This window comes from Coleofasciculus sp. E2-BRE-01, from assembly GCF_040221695.1.
Classification (GTDB): domain Bacteria; phylum Cyanobacteriota; class Cyanobacteriia; order Cyanobacteriales; family Coleofasciculaceae; genus Coleofasciculus.
Genome location: NZ_JAVKEA010000140.1, coordinates 37,315 through 57,794, shown reverse-complemented (window position 1 = coordinate 57,794; position 20,480 = coordinate 37,315). Strand labels below are relative to the sequence as shown.

Annotated in this window: 15 protein-coding genes and 2 pseudogenes; 9 read left to right on the top strand and 8 right to left on the bottom strand. The window is 45.4% G+C overall.

Annotated elements, in window-relative coordinates; translation table 11 throughout:
• The coding region (locus RIG66_RS17005) for a HEAT repeat domain-containing protein (RefSeq protein ID WP_446379957.1) at positions 1-2,799 on the bottom strand (2,799 nt) is incomplete at its 3' end.
• 312 nt (positions 2,800-3,111) lie between these two features.
• Here RIG66_RS17005 and RIG66_RS17000 point away from each other — a divergent pair.
• The 3 genes and pseudogenes from RIG66_RS17000 (at position 3,112) to RIG66_RS16990 (ending at position 6,943) form a co-directional block, all read left to right on the top strand.
• On the top strand, positions 3,112-5,037 hold the full coding sequence (locus tag RIG66_RS17000) for an AAA-like domain-containing protein (RefSeq protein ID WP_446379956.1): 1,926 nt from the start codon (positions 3,112-3,114) through the stop codon (positions 5,035-5,037).
• 222 nt (positions 5,038-5,259) lie between these two features.
• A pseudogene (locus tag RIG66_RS16995) lies at positions 5,260-5,403 on the top strand (6-pyruvoyl trahydropterin synthase family protein); the annotation flags it as partial.
• 199 nt (positions 5,404-5,602) lie between these two features.
• A complete protein-coding gene (locus RIG66_RS16990; RefSeq protein ID WP_446379955.1) occupies positions 5,603-6,943 on the top strand; it encodes a DNA/RNA non-specific endonuclease in 1,341 nt (446 codons plus the stop codon).
• Between the two features lie 10 nt (positions 6,944-6,953).
• Here the strand turns inward: RIG66_RS16990 and RIG66_RS16985 are convergent.
• The 3 genes and pseudogenes from RIG66_RS16985 to RIG66_RS16975 all read right to left on the bottom strand — a co-directional run.
• A pseudogene (locus RIG66_RS16985) lies at positions 6,954-7,613 on the bottom strand (DUF4336 domain-containing protein); the annotation flags it as partial.
• A 197-nt stretch (positions 7,614-7,810) separates the two neighbouring features.
• Positions 7,811-8,644, bottom strand: coding sequence for a Uma2 family endonuclease (locus RIG66_RS16980; protein WP_446379954.1), 834 nt, complete (start codon positions 8,642-8,644; stop codon positions 7,811-7,813).
• Positions 8,645-9,003: 359 nt separating this feature from the next.
• Positions 9,004-9,594: a DUF6940 family protein gene (locus RIG66_RS16975; protein WP_446379953.1), complete on the bottom strand. Its 591-nt coding sequence runs from the start codon at positions 9,592-9,594 to the stop codon at positions 9,004-9,006.
• Between the two features lie 254 nt (positions 9,595-9,848).
• Between RIG66_RS16975 and ligA the strand changes: the two genes are divergently transcribed.
• Positions 9,849-11,900, top strand: a complete 2,052-nt coding sequence (gene ligA / locus RIG66_RS16970; RefSeq protein WP_446379952.1) for an NAD-dependent DNA ligase LigA — start codon at positions 9,849-9,851, stop codon at positions 11,898-11,900.
• A complete protein-coding gene (locus RIG66_RS16965; RefSeq protein WP_446379951.1) occupies positions 11,885-12,139 on the top strand; it encodes a hypothetical protein in 255 nt (84 codons plus the stop codon). Before ligA ends, RIG66_RS16965 begins: the two co-directional genes overlap by 16 nt.
• A 14-nt stretch (positions 12,140-12,153) precedes the next feature.
• Here RIG66_RS16965 and RIG66_RS16960 read toward each other — a convergent pair whose 3' ends face one another.
• Entirely contained in the window at positions 12,154-12,381 is a 228-nt protein-coding gene (locus tag RIG66_RS16960; protein ID WP_446379950.1) for a hypothetical protein, read from the bottom strand.
• Between the two features lie 247 nt (positions 12,382-12,628).
• On the bottom strand, positions 12,629-13,030 hold the full coding sequence (locus tag RIG66_RS16955) for a hypothetical protein (RefSeq protein WP_446379949.1): 402 nt from the start codon (positions 13,028-13,030) through the stop codon (positions 12,629-12,631).
• A gap of 194 nt (positions 13,031-13,224) precedes the next feature.
• On the opposite strand from RIG66_RS16955, the gene groL reads away from it, so the two are divergent.
• The 4 genes from groL to RIG66_RS16935 all read left to right on the top strand — a co-directional run bounded on the left by groL (position 13,225) and on the right by RIG66_RS16935 (position 18,986).
• A complete protein-coding gene (groL, locus tag RIG66_RS16950) occupies positions 13,225-14,898 on the top strand; it encodes a chaperonin GroEL (protein WP_446379948.1) in 1,674 nt (557 codons plus the stop codon).
• Positions 14,899-15,056: 158 nt separating this feature from the next.
• Positions 15,057-17,831 (top strand): CHAT domain-containing protein, encoded by a 2,775-nt coding sequence (locus RIG66_RS16945; protein WP_446379947.1) that lies wholly within the window; start codon positions 15,057-15,059, stop codon positions 17,829-17,831.
• Positions 17,832-17,905: 74 nt separating this feature from the next.
• Positions 17,906-18,520, top strand: coding sequence for a hypothetical protein (locus RIG66_RS16940; RefSeq protein WP_446379946.1), 615 nt, complete (start codon positions 17,906-17,908; stop codon positions 18,518-18,520).
• 46 nt (positions 18,521-18,566) lie between these two features.
• Positions 18,567-18,986, top strand: coding sequence for an MAPEG family protein (locus RIG66_RS16935; protein ID WP_446351647.1), 420 nt, complete (start codon positions 18,567-18,569; stop codon positions 18,984-18,986).
• A gap of 62 nt (positions 18,987-19,048) precedes the next feature.
• Here the strand turns inward: RIG66_RS16935 and RIG66_RS16930 are convergent, their stop codons facing one another.
• Both RIG66_RS16930 and RIG66_RS16925 read right to left on the bottom strand, forming a co-directional pair.
• On the bottom strand, positions 19,049-19,699 hold the full coding sequence (locus RIG66_RS16930; RefSeq protein ID WP_446379945.1) for a Uma2 family endonuclease: 651 nt from the start codon (positions 19,697-19,699) through the stop codon (positions 19,049-19,051).
• Positions 19,700-19,752: 53 nt separating this feature from the next.
• Positions 19,753-20,478: an MOSC domain-containing protein gene (locus tag RIG66_RS16925; protein WP_446379944.1), complete on the bottom strand. Its 726-nt coding sequence runs from the start codon at positions 20,476-20,478 to the stop codon at positions 19,753-19,755.
• Positions 20,479-20,480: the final 2 nt, after the last annotated feature.

Sequence of the window (20,480 nt, the reverse complement as noted above, 5' to 3'; positions counted from 1 at the left end):
AGTATCCGGGTCTTTTTTCCATCCTTGAGCTAATTCCTGTAGCGCCGCACATCGGATAACCCAATGATCATCAGATTGAATCAGTTGTTTGAGTAGGGGTAAAGTATCCGGATTTTGTTTCCATCCTTTCGCTAGTTCCTTGACCGCCGCACGTCGGACAACCCAATGATCATCAGATTGAATCAGTTGTTTGAGCAGAGGTAAAGTATCTGAGTCTTGTTTCCATCCTTGAGCTAATTCCTTTACTGCTGTACCTCGCACAGACTCATGATTATCAGATTGAATCAGTTGTTTAAGCAGGGGTAAAGTATCCGGGTCTTTTTTCCATCCTTTCGCTAGTTCCTCTACCGCCGCACTTCGCATATACGGATCATGATCAGATTGAATCAGTTGTTTAAGCAGGGGTAAAGTATTTGGGTCTTGTTTCCATCCTTGAGCTAATTCCTTTACCGCCACACCTCGTACCAACCCATGATCATCAGATTGAATCAGTTGTTTGAGTAGGAATAAAGTATTATGTTCTTGTTTCCAAGTTACATAAATTGCGGTAATTGCTTGGGTACGAATTTCTATAACTGGGCTGTGAACCACGAAATCTCTACCAGTAAAAAAATATGTGAGAGTATAACCATACTCTGTTAATTCTTTTAACCGCTCAAGCAATTTATTATCCGTCTCTAATATCCCCTGCCGATTCTTCACCTCCTCCAAACACTGCGCCGCCAAAAACACATTCATAAACTGCTCATCTTCCCCCTCCTGATTCATCAAATACTCAATAATCTCCCCCGCAAACCTTGACTCTTCAATCATCCCCACAATCAACCGCAAAACCTCATGCCAAGACTCATCCCGCCAATGCTTGCCAAAAACCTCTGTTTTCAACTCCTCCAGTGATAACCGTCGCGTCTCCTTAAACTGCCAAATAAACTCCCATGCACAGAAATATTCCAAAAACGTCCGATGCACAAACCCATAATAATCCGCCCCCAAATAACAGAGAATAAAATTACGTTCCCGTAATTGACGAATCAGTACCCGCGCCACTAACCGCGCCTGATTCACCTCTAGATTTTTCAAGGATTCGGTTAAAATCCGTTCTAAATCCTCCGCCCGAATCAAATTTCCTGCCAATCCCTGATCCGTGGCTTGCATAAAATACGCCACTCGGCGCAACATCGCCTGCTTATCTTTATAATCAATCGTTTTCGGATCAAGACGGGAATCCTCAATTAACGCCCGTTCCACATCCCATTGATGCAGTAAAACTCGTGACGCTTGATGATACAATTCCGGTCTATCTCTGGGTAACTCCTGATTCCGATTTAAAATTGCCATCATCGTCAGCAATAGCGGATTCCCGGCTAATTCCCGAATCGCTTTTGACCTGTCAATTGCCCGTTGTAATCGTTCTCGCTTCCAACCCTTATCCACCTCATCAGTAAAGGTTAATTCATGCCAACGATAGATAAAATCCTGAATCTGTTTCTCATCCAACTCTTGCAACAGGAAATGGTGAAACTCCGCATTCCGTAATCGCTGCGGCTTATACCCAATCACGCGAGACGTAACAATCACCTGCACATCGGGATACTCATTGGTGAAGCGATGAATATCAGTAATCACATCCTCTCGTTTTCCCGGATTAAATACCTCATCCAAGCCATCAAACAACATCAACACATTCCCCGCCTTTAACTGTTCCTGGAGTTGATGCTGATTCAGATGACAAATCGCCCCACTACTTTGATGCAAAAACTCTAAAAAATTCTGGCATTGTCCTAAATCTCGATTCCGCATATAGGTGCGTAATTCAATTAATACCGGAATCGCTAGGGAAATGGCATTCTGTAGCGGCGACTGGGCATACATTAATGCCAGATATTGTAATAACGTAGACTTCCCCGAACCCGGATCACCTAAAATCACCAAATAGGGATAATTTCGTTTATCATTAATAACATCCAAAACCGACTGTATCGGCGCGTCTGAATAGACCCGTTGATAGCGGTCTAATTCCCCGAACTGAAACTCTGGATTTAACTGATCTGTTTCCCGCAATCGTCGCTGATGTTCCTTGGGCAATTCATACACTTGCGGCAAAATTTCATGGACTTTTCGCACGTTTTGTGCTATAAATATTCGCCATAACTTCAGCGCATTATAAGCACAGCCCGTGGTATCCAAACTATCTAAGCGCAGATTGCCATAGGCTTCCCGCAACCCCTCCTGATAGCGGCGCAAATCGAACTCTGGTATAATCCCCGCAGATTCCTGAGTATAGCGTGCGATCGCGTCCAACTTCTGCGAATCCAAAATCTCCCGCAACTCAGGCGATTCCCGGATTAACGCCTTGACTTTTCTGAGATACCGCTTCCCCACCTGTTCCCAATCAAAATCTTCTGGGAGCGATCGCAGGTTAAGCTGATACCATAGATTCCCCAACCCCTGCGTATCCAAACTCGAACACTCATCCTGAAACCCACTCCCCAAAATCCCCTTCACTGAGGAATTGTGGATAAACTTGGTTAACGCCGGAGAATACTCCTCCACCTCCACCTCCGACACCTCAGCATCTTCCAACTCCTGCTGTACCAACACCAGAAACTCTTTCAACGCTTTCCCGACAACCGTATTCAGCGTATTGTCCTCAAAACACCCGGAAAAACCCCGAATACAATCCTTAAGAAAATCTTTCGTGTAATCTTCTAGCGTTCCCTTCGCCAGAGGCGCTAATACTTCCCGAAACACAAAGCCAGTAACGGAATAGACACCCCAAGCCGCGAACCAATCCAGCATGACTCTCGCATTCGTCTCTATTTTGTATCGAGTATAACTGTAGAATCACAGTCTTGATTGATCACCGTCTACCCTCTGTCCTCGATCCTCTTGTTTTCACTGTATGTTTAATATTACACTTGTAAGACAGTAACGCCACAGTTTATGCTTTAATGATAAAAAAATTAGCATAAATTGATTCGCTTCTTATTCAGCGATTTTATTCAGGAAAGTCAGAAATTTCACTGAAGAGAACCTTCGGATTATTCAAAAAATTCAGAAAATTCAGTTTTATGCTAGCGTGGTCATCAGAGGTATGAATTGGAATGCCAGATGGCAGATGCAGAGGTCATAAGACTGATCGAATTAGCCGAGTATTGGATTGCCCAGAAGACAGGAAACGTACTGAACGACGCCCAAAAGACTATCCTGAGTCAAGCCTTAGCGGGTAAGAAACTCAAAACCATTCAGGTTATGGGCTATAGCCAAAATACTGTCCAGCGCGATTTAGCGCCGAAGTTATGGAAACAGTTGTCTGAAGTCACCGGGAAACGAGTCACGATTAAAACGTTACGTTTAATCCTCGCAGGATTACCAGACGCAGATACCGAGAACTCCGAGACTCTGACTCCCCCAGTAAGTACAACCACCTTCCCCTCTCCCATCTGGGAACTACCCGGAGGACAACTTGATTTAGCCTCACCCTGCTATGTCGAACGTCCAGAGGATGAATCTCGCGCCTATGAAGAAATTAGTAAGCCGGGAAGTTTAATTCGGATCAAAGCACCGCGACAAATGGGCAAAACATCCCTAATGGTACGATTACTGTATCACGCCGAACGACAAGGATGTCAGTCTGTCGCCTTAAACTTTGAGTTAGCGGAACGGGAAGTCTTTGCGGATTTAAATCAATTCCTGCAATGGTTTTGTGCTACTGTTACCGATGACTTACACCTGCCGATTCAGTTAGAAAACCGTTGGAGTAAGTTTTTGGGCAGTAAAAAAAACTGTACCAATTATTTTGAAAAATATCTATTACCTACCCTGAGAAGTCCCCTAGCATTAGGACTCGATGCCGTTGACCGAATTTTTCATTACGAACAGGTTGCCGATGACTTTTTTGGCTTACTCCGGGCTTGGCATGAAAAGGCAAAACAACATGAAATTTGGAAAAACTTTCGCCTGATTATTGTTCATGGCACAGAAGTTTATATTCCCCTAAGTAATGACCAATCCCCCTTTAATGTCGGATTACCGATTGAATTATCCGAATTTGACGCGCATCAGGTGCAAGATTTAGCCCTGCGTTATGGATTAGATTTCACTTGGAATGATGTCAAACAACTGATGGCAATGGTGGGTGGACATCCCCATTTAATCCGATTAGCCTTGTATAAAATTGCCCGTCAGGATATTACCTTAAACCGACTCCTAGAAGACGCCCCCACCGAAACCGGAATCTATGCGGATCATTTGCGCTTACATCGCTGGAATTTAGAGAAACATCCCGACTTAGCCGACGCCCTCACCCAAATCCTGGAAGCCGATCGCCCGGTGCAGCTAAAAGGTGCAATCGCGTTTAAACTTAATAGTATGGGATTAGTCTATCTGCTGGGAAATCAGGTGAGTATTCGTAATGATTTATACCGCCAGTATTTTCGCGATCGCCTGTATCCAGAGAAGCCTCAAAGCCAAGACACCAAAGAACACCGAGGCAGAATTATTCCCCATTCTCTAGGAGATAATGTCCTAGCCGCTATTGTCTTTACCGATATCAAAGACTCTACCCAAAAGCAGCATGAAAACCAGCAACCCACCCTAGCCGCCATTCATCGTGATCTCAAACTAATGACCAAATTATGCCACCAATTTGAAGGAGAGGTTCTCAAATCCATGGGTGATGGATTACTCATGTACTTTGTCTCTGCCGTCAAAGCCGTTGATTGTTCCCAAACTATTCAAAAAACCCTCTCCCTCGCCGCCAGAGGATTACCGAATGAGGCGGTATTACAGCATCGAATTGGCATTCACTTAGCTGATGTTTTTTTCAATGGAACCGATGTACAAGGAGATGGCGTCAATATTGCCGCCCGTTTACAATCTCAATCAAAACCCGGTGGAATTTGTATTTCCTGGATAGTGTATGAAGCGGTCAAAAATCACTTACAATTACAATTACAAGTCACCGATAGTGAACACCGCTTGTTAAGAGGAATTGATGAACCCATGTTGTTATATCAAATAAGCGTTGACGGATAGAATAGTTTTGAGTGTTGACCCTTCACTACATTTGAGGGAACCTGGTTTTTATTGGTGTGTAGGCGCGGGTTTCACAACTATCCTTTGAAATGGTGCGTTACGCTACGCTAACGCACCCTACACCCGCCCCGACTTCAACGAATGACCAATGACCAATGACAAATGACCAATGACCAACGGTAAAAAATATGCCTAAATGGAAACTGATAACCGAATTTACATTTATTACCGGAGAATTACGAAACCACCGCCGAAATGATTGCCCAATACATTTATGACGAAACCAAAAAACGCATTTTTGAAGGCGTACAACTCAAAGTTGCTGTCTCAGAAACCCCGAATAGTTGGGTGGAATATGAGGCATGATACTAAAGATAATGATAATATAGAAAAAATTGAAATATCGTAGGGTGGGTATTGCCCACCAGCCTGAAATTCTGTACCATTGAAATTAAGATACAGGGGTGAGGGCGCAAGGATAGTGCCCCTAAATGCGTTTTTTTAGGTTGGCAAAATCTTGTTGTTAAAAATTGAATTCTACATTGCATAAATGGTGATATAAACAATGCAAAGCAATAGCTCAATACCAGTCAGACTGTTTCACCTCCAGACCTCGACTCTAATTCAGATACCAGAGAATTTGACGATAATTCGTATCGGAAAACCCAATTTTAATTGGTCACCTGATATTGATATTTCCAATCTGCCCAACTCTGAGATTGCTTCCTTCTCTCATGCTGAAATTAAGATTCAGGGAAGTGCTTACTTTATTGAAGACTTGGGAAGCGCGAATGGAACGTTTCTCAATCACTCCCGCCTGACGCCATTCACACCCTACCAGCTTCATTTGGGAGACAGAATAGACTTGGGCAAAGACGAGTTGTTGACGTTTTTGTTTCAAAAAGCAAGGCGAAAGTTTTTTGCGGCTAACCGTTCTCGATTTAGAAACGACAGACAAACATCAGCTCCGAACAATACGGTGTCAACGTCGGTTGACCAATCTACAAATCAATTAAACGCGCCAACAACATCTGGGTCTAATCTTATATTTAATCATCTGCCCTTTATATTTAATCGCCAATTAATCGGAGGGCGGAGTTACAGAGTAATTAGAATGGGAGTCTTTTTAATTGCCATATTTTTAATGGGTTGGTTCATGGCTCTGCTATTGCAGGAGACAACCTCTAACGTTCACCTTACTCTTGGTAATCCGAGTAATGCGACTTCCAACCCGAATAATCCTAAAAACTACCTGATGGAAAAGCCACAGTATGCGCTGTCTTATAACAACAGCCAAGGGATTCCCAATTGGGTAAGCTGGCAGTTAAATCAGAGCTGGTTAGGCAATGTTGAGCGAAGCAACGACTTTCGTCCTGATACCGCGCTACCATCCGGATGGTATCAGGTGCGACCGACTGACTACATAGGCAGCGGCTATGATCGGGGACACTTGATACCTTCTGGCGATCGCACTCGTACTCCAGACGATAACAGTGCTACATTCCTAATGACGAACATCATTCCTCAAGCTCCACAAAATAATCGGGAGGTATGGCGGGAACTGGAAGAGTATTCACGAAAGTTGGTCAATCAAGGTAAAGAACTCTACATCATTGCCGGGGGTGTAGGGTCAAAGGCAACACTACAAGGTAAGATAACAGTGCCACAGCAAACTTGGAAAGTGATGGCGGTGCTAAATCGTCCAGGTCAGGGCGTTCGGGGAATAACGAACAACACTCGGCTGATTGCGGTGATGATACCCAATTCGGATCAAGTTGCTGGAATGGACTGGCGAGACTATCAAGTATCCGTTGACGCGGTGGAAGCAGCAACAGGCTATAATTTCCTATCAAATGTCCCTAATTCGATCCAGAATGAGATTGAGAGCCGACTCGATAACTGGTGAGCTACGTCTCTACTACCTTATAGGGATCAAGTTGCGCGATCGCAGGCGGATTTTCGGGTACACTAACTACAGTATCCGTCACCAGAAGCGTGCGCGATCGCTTGTGCCAAAATCCCACTTCAGCAAAGGGTCCCAACCCCAAATTCACTGGACCCAATACAGCATAATCAAATTCATCAGCAAAAGGCGTTTGGCGACTATCTGCGGGTAAAACATGAGTCCGTTTCCTGGGAAACCCCAGCCAACTCAGGGGCAAATTCACCGGATAACTCCACTGGTGCGGCGCAACAAACACCTGGGCGTGAGGAAACTTGCGGGCAAAGGGACCCACGAACACTTTATGCTCAATCCCCGAAACCGTGGGCAGAATGATATATTTTACCTCACCATGGTCTGCCACCAATTCCTGAACTAATCGGATGCATTCCGGCGTTGGTGCAACAGGCGCATAAATCAACAGCCCTCCAGCATCCAGCTTAATCACCGTCATCCGAATGGGGACAACCACATAGAGAATCCCCTGAATCTGGTCAAACGTCCAAATCCTATCCTTCACCACTTCCACACGGATAGTGCGTCGTTTGCCATAAGGATACAGGGGTACAGGAAACCAAAGCGACCATGACCAGTCTTGAGAGTGGATGCTCGGATGACCCTGGTGTTCCTGCATCTGCGGTTCATTCCTCCTGTATTTTCTGAAGACTCAACCTGTTGGGCGGGAAATTTCCCCTATTATTCTACAACCGGAAGCGCCCCCACCAAAACGATGTACGCCACGACAGTATCGGGAAGGGCGCAAGCCTTGCGCCCCTACAGTTCCTTAATCTATCAATTTAGGTGTGCCACGCCACGACATCTCTACTCTATCTATTCTGAATCCGGGTCAATGCCCATGGCTCTTAATCGTTCCGCCAATCTTGCCGATTTTTGCTCGGCTTGTTCGGCGCGTTGACGTTCTTGTTCAGCACGTTGGTGTTCTTGTTCAGCACGTTGACGTTCTTGTTCGGCGCGTTGACATTCTAATTGGGCGCGTTCTTCACCAATTAACAAAAGATTCCCTTCACTATCCCACCAACGCAGCCAATATTGAGTTTGATTTTGATACGTTCCGTGCCAAAGTCCCAGTTCTACTCCTAAGGGCGTAATCGGATAGTGACCCCGTTCATTCGGTTGGAGTTTTTGATAAGAAAAATTCAGCCAATTATAAACTTCAAGTTTTCTAGTTTTGACTTCAAAAATGCCATAGTAGGGAATGCGAATAATCCGTTCATACACCCAGAATTTACCGGGTTTAGTGGTTTCTCCTTCAGCGGAAACCGATAAGGGTGTAGCATCTCGTTCCTCGTCTCCATTGCCACTGGCAAATTCTAAGGCAATCATTGGTGCCATCAATTCCCGCCAGAGAACATAAGAACGGCGAATTTCACCATTCAGTAATGGGGGAACATTGGGAACATAGAACCAATCGGGAGCCTCTGCACCTTTTTCTGGGGGTTCGGTTTCGCGCCAATAAATCCCGCAATCTTGTCCAATAGCGTAGTCACCATCAGGATGAAGTTGCTGCAAAACTGGACCAATGGAATCGGTCAAAATTAGGCTTTGAGGATGTTCTTGGAAATTCTTCACAAACGTACCATCAGATTCGGGTAGTTGAGTATGGTCAGGAAAGGCAGGGGGTAAATCAATTTTGGTTTGAGTCATGTCTTAATCACAGGTAACAGAGAATCTACTCAATTTCAGGGTTGGTCTAGCACTTATATTTGAATAGTGTGACACAATCGTTGGGCTTAATCAGAGTAGTCGGGTGGGCAAGGGTTATCAATCATCAAAAAAGAGGCTTTGTAGGGGCGACCCGCCGCACCAAAGTAACACCGCCCATTGATTAATTTTATCGGGTCGCCCTGGATCAAATATCGGCTATTAAAGGGTGACCCGAGTCTATTAAGTGGATTGGTATTATTAATTGATACAAGCGGGTCGCCCCTACAAAATCACTCTTAGGTTCTTATCTGTTAGGTGACAGATATTTTTGGTCTTCATGTTTTATATCAGGGTAAAGTTTAAATAACTTTGTAGGGCTGGTACGTGTAATACTTCGGGCGTGAATCGAGCCGAATATGCAACCAATACACCCCTAACCCGGAGGTGCTTACCCAGGTAGGACGCGGATTCAGTCGTTGTTCTAACGCTGACCCCACATTTTGCCACAAGGCGTGCTGCTGATGTTCGGGTGCTTCACGCATAAAAGCCGCCAGATGACAGTATGGAGACATAGAGGTTTGTGGACAAGGCACAACTAGCAACGCATCCTTTCCCAGATTCGGGAATGTCACAATTGACTCGTTCTCACCTGCGGCGGAAAAATGGCGAGCAAAATCACTGGGATCAGCTTGTACATTTACCAGGGATGGACTATTGACGAGAACAAACTCGAATACCTGGTTTACTGTCGCGTCGGTGATAGGCGGAGTTTCCCAGAAAAAGGCGGAAAATGGAGCATCGGCGAGTAGGGAGATGAAGAATGTCCGAAAATCCGGGTTATGCTGCCATAGCTGGATGATTTCTGAGTAGAGAATTGGGTTACTATTGGACAGAAGCGAAATCTTCTGTATCCGACCCTTGTTGAGTGATTCGATGGATGATTTCCACATTGAGATATCCGGTATTTTGTTTGATGATTAGACAAGTCACTTGTTGACTAAGTATAACTGTTTAATTTTATTGAAAATAAGTTAAATGAATGGATTAGTTTTGGATGTTGTTCAGTTCAGGTAAACGTCCTTATGTATTTTTTCAACGCAGAGGGACGCAGAGGTTGGCGCTCCAGGGACGCAGAGGGATTGGAAGTATGGGGAAAAAGATTTTATAGAATGACAAATGACGACGGACGAAGGACGAATGACAAATGACAAATGACGAAGGACAAATGACGAAGGTTAAACAGCGGGTTCAAGAACTGCGAAACCTTTTGCAACAAGCGAGTTATGCTTATTATGTCCGCGATAATCCCATTATGGAGGATGCTGTCTATGACCAACTCTATCGGGAATTACAAGACTTAGAAACCCAGTATCCTGAGTTAGTCACGCCGGATAGTCCGACGCAGCGCGTGGGCGAGAAACCTGCATCCGAATTTTCTTCGGTTCGCCATAATATCCCCCTCTATAGTTTAGAGAATGCGTTTAATTTAGAGGAGTTGGCGAAGTGGCAAGAACGATGGCAACGTTATGCACCGGATGTCAAGGATGTAGAATATGTCTGTGAACTGAAGATCGATGGTTCCGCGATCGCACTCACGTACAAAGACGGTATATTGGTGCGGGGAGTTACACGGGGCGATGGTGTCACGGGGGAAGATATTACCCAGAATATTCGCACGATTCGCTCGATTCCTTTACGGTTAAGTACGGAAACACCGCCGCCAATTGTAGAAGTGCGAGGCGAGGCGTTTTTGCCCTTGGATGTCTTTGAAGGGATTAATCGGGAACGAGAAGCCGCCGGGGAAGCGTTATTTGCCAATCCTCGGAATGCGGCGGCGGGTACGTTGCGACAATTAGATCCGAAAATCGTCGATCGCAGACAGTTGGATTTCTTTGCCTATACCTTACATCTTCCCGGATCAGAGGAACAGGAAACCGTACCAACTCTCAAGTCTCAATGGGAAGCGTTGGAATTCCTGCGGGATTTGGGATTCCGGGTGAATCCGCATCGGAAACGTTGCGCGTCTCTAGCAGAGGTGGAGGAGTATTATAAATATTGGGATAGTCAACGGCGTAGTTTACCCTACATGACGGATGGGGTGGTAGTAAAGCTGAACTCGTTTTCGCTGCAAGATCAGTTAGGCTTTACCCAAAAATTTCCCCGATGGGCGATCGCACTCAAGTATCCGGCGGAAGAATCCCCCACACTGCTGCAAAAGGTTACAGTTCAGGTGGGACGAACGGGCGCATTAACCCCAGTGGCGGAACTCAAACCCGTACAGCTAGCCGGGACAACGGTTTCACGGGCGACGTTACATAACCGCGATCGCATCGAGGAATTAGATCTGCATCTCGGCGATACCGTCATTGTTCGCAAAGCCGGGGAAATTATCCCCGAAGTCGTGCGCGTACTTCCAGAATTACGTCCACCGGAGGCTGAACCCGTACAAATGCCTACTGATTGTCCGGTGTGCCATCAACCCGTTGTGCGTCCCCCAGGGGAAGCCGTAACGCGCTGTATTAATGCCTCTTGTCCCGCCATTGTCAAAGGTTCACTCAACCATTGGGCAAGTCGTGGTGCATTGGATATCAACGGGTTAGGAGAAAAGCTGGTGAATCAGCTAGTCGATTCTGGTTTAGTCCATTCCGTTGCTGACCTTTATCAACTCACTTTAGATCAATTAACCGATTTAGAACGGATGGGTGAAAAATCCGCCCAGAAATTAATTAATCAAATTGAACAATCCAAAACGCAACCCTGGTCACGAGTTCTCTACGGTTTAGGGATTCGCTATGTGGGTACAGTGAATGCTCAAATTTTAGCGCAACAATTTCCCTCTGTAGATCAATTAGCCGCAGCCCATGTTACTGATATTGAAAGCGTCTATGGAATTGGCGCAGAAATTGCCCAATCAGTTTATGATTGGTTTCGAGTTCCCAGTAATCAGACTTTAATCAATCGACTGCGAGAAGCAAATGTAAAACTGGCGGGTGAACCCAAGGAAGCGTCTGCGGAAGCCATCTCTCAACCGTTGCAGGGAAAAACCTTTGTGATTACCGGAACCTTACCCACACTGAAACGAGATGAAGCCAAAAAATTAATTCAAAACGCTGGCGGTAAAGTAACCAGTTCTGTCAGTTCTAAAACGGACTATTTGCTGGTTGGTGAAGATGCCGGATCTAAATTAGAAAAAGCCCAAGAATTAGGTATTAATCAGATCAGCGAATCTGACCTTTTACAATGGTTGAAGGAATAGGTTATAACTCAATTATAGGGGCGGGTTTAGGGACAATTGTAGGGGCGGGTTTAGGGACAATTGTAGGGGCGGGTTTAGGGACAATTGTAGGGGCGGGTTTAGGGACTAAATTCAGCTATTCACCAATAACGGAACAACAAAACCCGCCCTCCCCACCAATAAATGAACAACAAAACCCGCCCTCCTCACCGACAAATGAACAACAAAACCCGCCCTCCCCACCGATAAAGGACGAATGACGAATTGATAAACTTTAGCTTAAGTCTTGGAGCGCTTGCTCCCAATCCCAAACACCTATCCCTTCACCTTGAAAGCGCGATAGGTGTTTAACGTTTGTTGTCACAATTACCACTTCATCAAAATTATCTAACTGAAAGATTGCTTGGGCGACAAGGATGACATCGCCATCTAAGCTATCATTACTTGCAGTAGGTTGACCTTGGTTTCGTACCCACGCCCATAATTCTGAGGCTTTTCGCATTGTCAAAGAAGTCAGGAAGATAAAGCGGGGAGGTTGGCTGATCTGATTGAGACGATCAATACTCTTTCGTTTTCCAGATCTTAATAATTCGCGTCTAAGTTCATAGTCGGCTATTTCTGGAACCCGTAAAGCTGTTTCCTAATTTTGTAAAGATTGCAACCAATTGATGACATTTGGTTTTATCTTCGGATGTACAACCTGACTCAATGGATGAGTATCTAACAATACAGCTCTAGTCATCTGAGTTTTACAAGGATAACCGATTATGATTTAGACCCGCCTCAATTTGAGGATAGGTTTCTTCGTCGTATCCCGACTCATCAGCCATCCAGCCATTGACCAGTTCGATGACATCCTTTAGGGAATCATCTTCTGTTTCTGGGGATGAAGATTGGCGAATAGAACCTAGGCTCTCATTAAACAGGCTCTGATTAAAAATCGGAGCTTGTGGAGTGGTTCTTTTGTAAGTTTTTACCGAAACATCCCGACAAGCCGCTAATATTATAATGTCTTCACTGATATCTTCACTTTTAAGCAAATATTTTGATTCAATCAAGGCATCGATTTTTGTCCTAGCCTCTAACAACTGCTCTAGAGAAAGGGCATCCAGTCGTTGAATAATTTCGTCAAGGGGTTTGGTTTCTGTCATAACGATTAAAGGCAACTCGACTCTCTCTATCCTAACGGGGACTGAGTTTCAGCGCTGACTCCACACCACCTCTTACCCTCCTACCTCCTGCTTCCTGCCTTCTACCGTAATAACCGAACCGCACCAGAATTAGCACTCACGTAACAAGAGTGCTAAATTTGCTAATGGAGTAACGAGCAAGTATTGGGAACCCTATGGCAAAAATCGTTTCGTTTAACGAAGAATCACGGCGAGCCTTAGAACGGGGAGTCAATGCTCTGGCAGATGCAGTCCGGATTACCCTTGGACCCAAAGGGCGGAATGTGCTGCTAGAGAAATCCTTTGGCGCTCCCCAGATTGTTAATGATGGTATCACCGTCGCCCAAGATATTGAACTAGAAGACCCCTTAGAGAATACAGGGGCGCGACTGATTCGAGAAGTCGCATCCAAGACCAAAGAAATTGCCGGAGATGGTACCACAACCGCTACCGTTCTGGCACAGGAGATGATTCGGGAAGGACTCAAAAACGTTGCGGCTGGTGCTAATCCAGTGGCTGTACGTCGAGGAATTGAGAAAACCATTAATCATCTGGTTAAAGAAATTGAGTCCATGGCTCAACCCGTCGTTGGTGACGCGATCGCACAAGTCGCCACTGTCTCCGCCGGGAACGACGAGGAAGTCGGGCAAATGATTGCCGAGGCGATGGACAAGGTAACCAAGGATGGAGTAATTACCGTAGAAGAGTCAAAATCACTCTCCACTGAACTGGAAGTCGTGGAAGGGATGCAAATTGACCGGGGTTACCTCTCCCCCTACTTTGTCAGCGATCAGGAACGGATGACTGTGGAATTTGAAGATTCCTATATCCTGATTACTGATAAAAAAATTAATAACATCCAAGAATTAGTTTCCATCCTGGAAAAAGTTGCCCGTGCTAGCAAACCCCTACTGATTATTTCTGAAGATGTAGAAGGGGAAGCCTTAGCCACCTTGGTGGTAAACAAAGCGCGGGGAGTTCTCAACGTCGCCGCCGTCAAAGCGCCAGGATTTGGCGATCGCCGCAAGCAGATGCTGCAAGATATTGCGGTTCTGACTGGGGGTCAGCTAATTTCCGAAGAAATTGGTCTCAGCTTAGATAGCGCTTCTACTGAGATGATGGGAACGGCACGGAAAATCACTATCGACAAAGACTCAACCACTATTGTCGCCAGTGGTGAAACCAAGCCAGAAGTGGAGAAGCGCATTGCCCAAATCCGCAAACAGCTCGAGGAAACCGATTCTGACTACGATAAAGAGAAACTGCAAGAGCGGATTGCTAAACTTGCTGGTGGTGTAGCGGTAATTAAAGTGGGTGCAGCCACAGAAACGGAACTCAAAGATCGCAAGCTGCGGATTGAAGATGCCCTGAATGCCACCAAAGCCGCGATCGATGAAGGGATTGTTCCTGGCGGTGCAACCACACTGATTCGCTTAATTTCCAAAGTTGATGGCATCAAAGCTAACCTGGATGCTGAAGAGAAAATCGGTGCGGATATTGTCGCCAAAACCTTAGAAGCCCCCCTGCGTCAGATGGCAGATAATGCCGGGGTTGAAGGTGCAGTGATTGTCGAGAAAGTGCGAGAGAGCCAAGGCAATATAGGTTACAATGCCGCAACTGGCAAGCTGGAAGACTTAATTGCTGCTGGTATTCTCGATCCCGCTAAGGTTGTGCGTTCAGCACTTCAGAATGCAGGTTCCATTGCCGGGATGGTTCTAACCACCGAAGCCCTGGTTGTCGAGAAACCTGAGCCGCAACCCGCAGCGCCTGACATGGGCGGCATGGGCGGCATGGGCGGCATGGGCGGCATGGGCGGCATGGGTGGTATGGGCGGCATGGGGATGATGTAGTCCTCACCCATCTGCTATAGTTCATGACCGAAGCAGCTTGTCTAGTTGGACAGGCTGCTTTGTTGGCTACAAGGCAGAAGGTCAAAGGGGTGACGTATGTTCAATAATTGAGATATAGTCCGAAAGTCAAACCCTTGAAACAGGATGAGGCGTGGGTGATGTTCCCAATCCTTCGACAACTGATTAAACGCCAAATTAGCCGCATTTACGTTTTCCTGGCTGTTTTAACCTTCTGTGTCACAACCCTGACTCACCTCCCGGCTACTCAAGCGACTCTTCCCCCAACCGCACAACATTCAATTTCTCCGCAAACGATGACGCAACAGGGGAAAACCCACTACGACGCCGGAGAGTACATAGACGCCATTAATCTGTTACAACAAGCTGCCGATGCTTTCCAATCACAGGGAGATACATTACGGCAAGCCATGACATTGACCAATTTAGCCTTAGCCTATCAACAATTAGGACAGTGGCAGGATGCCCAGGATACGATTACCACTAGCTTACAACTTCTCGACAATGCCCAAACCCCTGACGCCTGGACATTACAAGGGGCGGCGTTTAATGTTCAAGGACAATTGTATTTGGCACAAGGGAATCTAGAAGCCGCCCTAGATAGTTTTACCACGGCGGTCAATAGCTATACTCAAACCGAGGATGAAGTCGGTTTGCTGCACAGTCAAATTAATCAAGCTCAAGCCTTACAATTGGCAGGGATGTATCGCCGCGCCCTGGATAGTTTGCAACAAATTGAACCTCGATTACAACAACAACCCGATTCGGCGCTAAAGGCGATTGGTTTGAGACGGTTAGGAAATGTACTGCGCTTAGTGGGGACAATGGATGATGCCAAAAAACGATTAACCCAAAGTTTACAAGTGGCACAAGCGATTCAATCTCCCGAACAGATTAGTGCTGCCTTTCTGGGATTAGGAAATACGGCGCGATCGCAAGGACAAATCGAAACCGCGCTCAATTATTATCAACAAGCCGCTGATCCGGTTTCAGGTGACTCCTCAACTCGGATTCAAGCGCAACTCAATCAACTAAGTCTCATCGTTGCAACACCAAGCCTCTCTGCTGATCCAGCATTTATTCAATCGTTGCAAAATCAAATTAGTCAACTCCCAGCGTCTCGTACTGCAATAGAAGCACGAATTAATTTAGCGGGTTCGCTGAGGAAACTGCAATCTCAGGACTATGCTAAAACCTCAGATATTGCCCAGTCTTTGGCGATAGCCGTGGAACAAGCCAAACAGCTTGGCGACAACCGCAGTCAATCCCTCGCTTTGGGTGAATTAGGGGCGCTTTATGAACAAACGCAACAATGGAAAGAAGCGCAAGACTTAACCGAACAAGCGTTAGTAATCGCCCAGTCGATTAACGCCCCCGATATTGCCTATAATTGGCAGTGGCAATTAGGACGACTGCTGAAAGCACAGGGAAAACGAGACGGTGCGATCGCGGCGTATAATGCAGCAGTAAATACCCTGGAATCGTTACGTCGAGATTTGGTGAGTATTAATTCTCAGGTACAATTCTCGTTTCGCGATCGCGTGGAACCAATTTATCGGGAATTGGTGCGATTATTATTATCTTCACCCACCGATAATCCGGATCAAAACGATTTAGCCCAAGCCCGCGATGTGATAGAATCGCTGCAACAAGCCGAATTAGTCAATTTCTTCCGGGAAGATTGCTTAAATGCGAACCGGATTGTGATTGACGAAGTGGATCAAAATGCAGCCGTAATTTACCCAATTGTATTAGGCGATCGCTTGGATGTGGTCGTATCCTTACCCGATGCACCTCTGCGTCATTTCGGGACACAACTACCTCAAGGGAAAGACTCCAATCTATTTAGCCAACTGCGAGCCGCGATTTCTCCCCTAAGTGTAGAACCCAATCGCGGACACCTAATTACTATCCCTGAATCCTTACAAAACATTTTTCGGGCGCAAATTTTGGTAAAGGAGGGGAATCGTCGGGCGACATCTGAGGAATATTTACCCTTAGCCCAACAGCTTTATGATTGGTTAATTCGCCCGATTGAGTCAGACTTAGCCGCCAGTGGCGCGAAAACCCTCGTTTTTGTCTTGGATAGTCCCCTGCTAAATCTACCCATGGCGGTTCTTCACGATGGTAACCAGTTTCTGATTGAAAAGTATGCGATCGCCTATACGCCGGGACTGCAACTTTTAGACCCCAAACCCTTGACAAGAGGCGACATTTATGCATTCACAGGCGGGCTTTCCGAATCGCGCCAAGGTTTACCTGCCTTACCATTTGTGGAAACCGAATTGCAGCAAATTCAAGCTCAAGTTTCCGGTCAACTGCTACTGAATCAAGACTTTACCACAACCGCTATTGAACAGGCAATTGATTCCGTACCCTTTCCTGTGGTTCACCTCGCCACCCATGGTCAGTTTAGTTCTAAACTGGAAGATACCTTTATTCTCACCTGGGATAATCGCCTCAACATCAATCAACTGAACACTTTATTGCAAACCAGAGCTGGAGGCGATCGTCAACCCATTGAATTATTGGTACTCAGTGCTTGCCAAACTGCAACAGGGGATAAACGGGCGGCGTTAGGATTAGCAGGTGTAGCGGTAAGGGCGGGGGCGCGTAGTACCTTGGCGACGCTATGGTTTGTGAATGATGCGGCTACGGCTAATTTGATGATTCGTTTTTATCAAGAATTAACCGACAAAACGTTGACGAAAGCCGAAGCCCTGCGCCGCGTTCAAGTTTCTTTATTAAAGGAAAAAAAGTATCAGAATCCGGTATACTGGGCACCGTTTGTGAGGTGGGGAATTGGTTATAGTTGTCATTTGTCATTTGTCATTTGTCATGTGTCATTTGTCATTTGTCATTTGTCATTCGTCATTTGTCATTTGACATTTGTCATTTGGTCTCCCCCTTTTTAAGGGGGACGGAAGGGGGATCTTAAAGGTGGGCTAGGAGAGATCAGTCTTATCCAATCAGTATTGGCGTTAATTCTATGTCTAAACTTGAAGCATCCACTCTTGAAGAAGCCAGAACCAATTGGTGTATCTATGCTCAACGGATAATAGAAAACTATCATCGCGATGCGATTAATCCAAATAATGTCGTCAATACTATCTATACCCGTTTGGACAAGTTTCTGGAAAGTAAGCCAACGGTGGAAAATGGCAAAATCTACACCAGCACGTATTTTCCTTCAGTGAATGAAGTTAACGCTGATTACGAACAGATTTGGTGCAAAGTCAATACAGCTCATCGCATTGATGCTGCTAATTTAGGGTTTCGCTCTCTAGGGGAACATCAATCTAACTCAAAAATGAACGAACTGGCGTTAAACTGGGCATACAATTATGTTGATGATCTTATCAAAAACGCCTATCAAGCTGCCGATATCACTATAGATTATCGGGAAAGCCAACAGTTAACCGGATTTGCCTGGTCTCGTGGCGAACTTGTTTGGCAAAAGATTAACAATAAACTCTATAGTTTAGAGACTCCTTATTTGAGAACGGGAAATTTATTGTTCGAGGCGTTGAGCTATAAACATTACTGCAAACTTTTATCTCCGAAAGGAGCAGTTGATTTTATCGAAGAAATCAGTAAAATGTAATCAGCAACAAAAAAATATTTTTCCCAATCAGCCATTGGAGTTAACAATGATTGAACTGAAACCACTGATTTTTCCCGCTTTAGCCACCATTGCCACTCTTTTGGTTTACTTTGTTCTCACGATCAATGTGGGTCGAGCCAGGGCAAAATATAATGTACCTGCACCTCAAATCTCAGGAGATGTCAATTTTGAGCGTGTGTTTCGCGTGCAACAAAATACGTCAGAACAATTGCTCCTATTTTTACCCAGTTTATGGTTATTCTCTTTGTTTGTTAGTCCAATTTGGGGGGCGGGAATTGGTGCGGTTTGGGTGATTGGGCGAATTATTTATGCCTGGGGTTACTATACAGCGGCGGAAAAACGCGGTATTGGTTTTGGAATTAATTCTTTATCTCTTCTCGTTCTACTAATCGGGGCTTTAGTGGGAATTATTAAATTGTTCATCAATACCCCTTTTGGAGTATAAGTAAGCTGTTCGGCATTTGAACCTTAATTTCAACCGAAATCACAGTTCCCACTTTTACCGCATTAAACACTAATAGTCCTTAACCACCAACGACTAACTGCGCCGTCATCTTCAGTTTTAGAACGTTTTAGAGCTTCTTCAATTAAATCAATCGCTAATCCCGGCAAGACTTGAGATTCTCGAATCAATTCAGCCTTTGTTGCGGACAGAGAATAAGCGATTATCTTGCCAGCATTGACATTGGCAACCCAATATTCTCGTACTCCTAGACGTTGATAGAGTTTTTGTTTGCGCTCTGTGTCATCCTCCAAAGATGAAGCGGCAATTTCAACCACTAACGTTGGGGGATCAAGTTCATTCAAGTTAACGGGTGCATTAGTATGAGGCGGAAAAGTTATAGTTTTACCGATGTAGAAGGCAATATCTGGCTGGCATTCTCGCAATCTGGCTTTCCTGAAGCTGGTATTCGTTAGTTCTTTGATGGGAATATTTTTAATGGTGGCATACAAGACAATCACCGTAGAGAGAATGGAGTTGTCCTGACCGTGTGCCGAACCGAGTGGAGCCATTTCAATCCTCATGTAACCCTGATCATAATAAAACCTGCCACTGGCTAAGGTGGGATCATCAGCAAAGGTGAGAAAATCTTCCCAGTTGGCTTCAACCCAAGTATCGGTAGCAACAGTGGATATAATGGGCGGTGAATTGACCATATCTAGAACGTGCAGCTTCTGTGGCTCTCCATTAGCTTAACGTACAAATGCCGTCAAATCCTTTCACCAAAACTCTCAATTTCCACCTTATCCCCTACTTGCAGTGTTCCCAACTGTTCTTGAATCACGTTTTGCCCAAAAAAGATTTGCCCATTCCGCAGCCGATAGTTTGCCAATGTCGCTAACGGTTCTTTGCCTCGTATACCCTGAGATTGATCTACTGTGGTAATCGTACATCGAGAACAAGGTTTAACCACGCGAAAGGGAATTGCACCGATGCGAATTTGACGCCAACTGTCTTCGGCATAGGCTTCACAGCCAGAAACCACTAAATTAGGACGAAATCGATTCATGGGAACAGCTTGTTCTAACCGTTGGTTTAAGTCGTGCAACGAGGCTTCAGAAATGAGTAAAAAGGGAAATCCATCGGCAAAACTAACCGATTCGCTGGGATTAGCATAATTTGGATTAATCGGGCGGATGGAGTCCTCTGGCATATAGACTAACTGACAGGGAATGTCGAGAAATTTGCTAAACCACTGACTGAACTCTTTATCCAATGGCATAGCTTGGCAGATATCATTCCAGATTTGCACCGGGAGGCGATGGTCACTTTCATAGTCTAGGGGAATGGATAAGCTGGGCTGTTTGGGTGCTTCCACGACTAACTCGTTCTCGTCCAACCGCACTTGAATCAACGCCATGCGAGGAAACTGACGCTGGGTGAGAAACTTACCCTTTTCATCCACGAGCATCCAGCGTCGATCATAGTTTGACACTC

Bases quoted from the DNA above. Each gene is read 5' to 3' on its own strand.
- RIG66_RS17000 (WP_446379956.1), top strand. From the start codon at position 3,112: ATGGCAGATGCAGAGGTCATAAGACTGATCGAATTAGCCGAGTATTGG.
- RIG66_RS16990 (WP_446379955.1), top strand. From the start codon at position 5,603: ATGCAAAGCAATAGCTCAATACCAGTCAGACTGTTTCACCTCCAGACC.
- RIG66_RS16980 (WP_446379954.1), bottom strand. From the start codon at position 8,644: ATGACTCAAACCAAAATTGATTTACCCCCTGCCTTTCCTGACCATACT.
- RIG66_RS16975 (WP_446379953.1), bottom strand. From the start codon at position 9,594: ATGTGGAAATCATCCATCGAATCACTCAACAAGGGTCGGATACAGAAG.
- ligA (WP_446379952.1), top strand. From the start codon at position 9,849: ATGACAAATGACGAAGGACAAATGACGAAGGTTAAACAGCGGGTTCAA.
- RIG66_RS16965 (WP_446379951.1), top strand. From the start codon at position 11,885: ATGGTTGAAGGAATAGGTTATAACTCAATTATAGGGGCGGGTTTAGGG.
- RIG66_RS16960 (WP_446379950.1), bottom strand. From the start codon at position 12,381: ATGCGAAAAGCCTCAGAATTATGGGCGTGGGTACGAAACCAAGGTCAA.
- RIG66_RS16955 (WP_446379949.1), bottom strand. From the start codon at position 13,030: ATGACAGAAACCAAACCCCTTGACGAAATTATTCAACGACTGGATGCC.
- groL (WP_446379948.1), top strand. From the start codon at position 13,225: ATGGCAAAAATCGTTTCGTTTAACGAAGAATCACGGCGAGCCTTAGAA.
- RIG66_RS16945 (WP_446379947.1), top strand. From the start codon at position 15,057: ATGTTCCCAATCCTTCGACAACTGATTAAACGCCAAATTAGCCGCATT.
- RIG66_RS16940 (WP_446379946.1), top strand. From the start codon at position 17,906: ATGTCTAAACTTGAAGCATCCACTCTTGAAGAAGCCAGAACCAATTGG.
- RIG66_RS16935 (WP_446351647.1), top strand. From the start codon at position 18,567: ATGATTGAACTGAAACCACTGATTTTTCCCGCTTTAGCCACCATTGCC.
- RIG66_RS16930 (WP_446379945.1), bottom strand. From the start codon at position 19,699: ATGGTCAATTCACCGCCCATTATATCCACTGTTGCTACCGATACTTGG.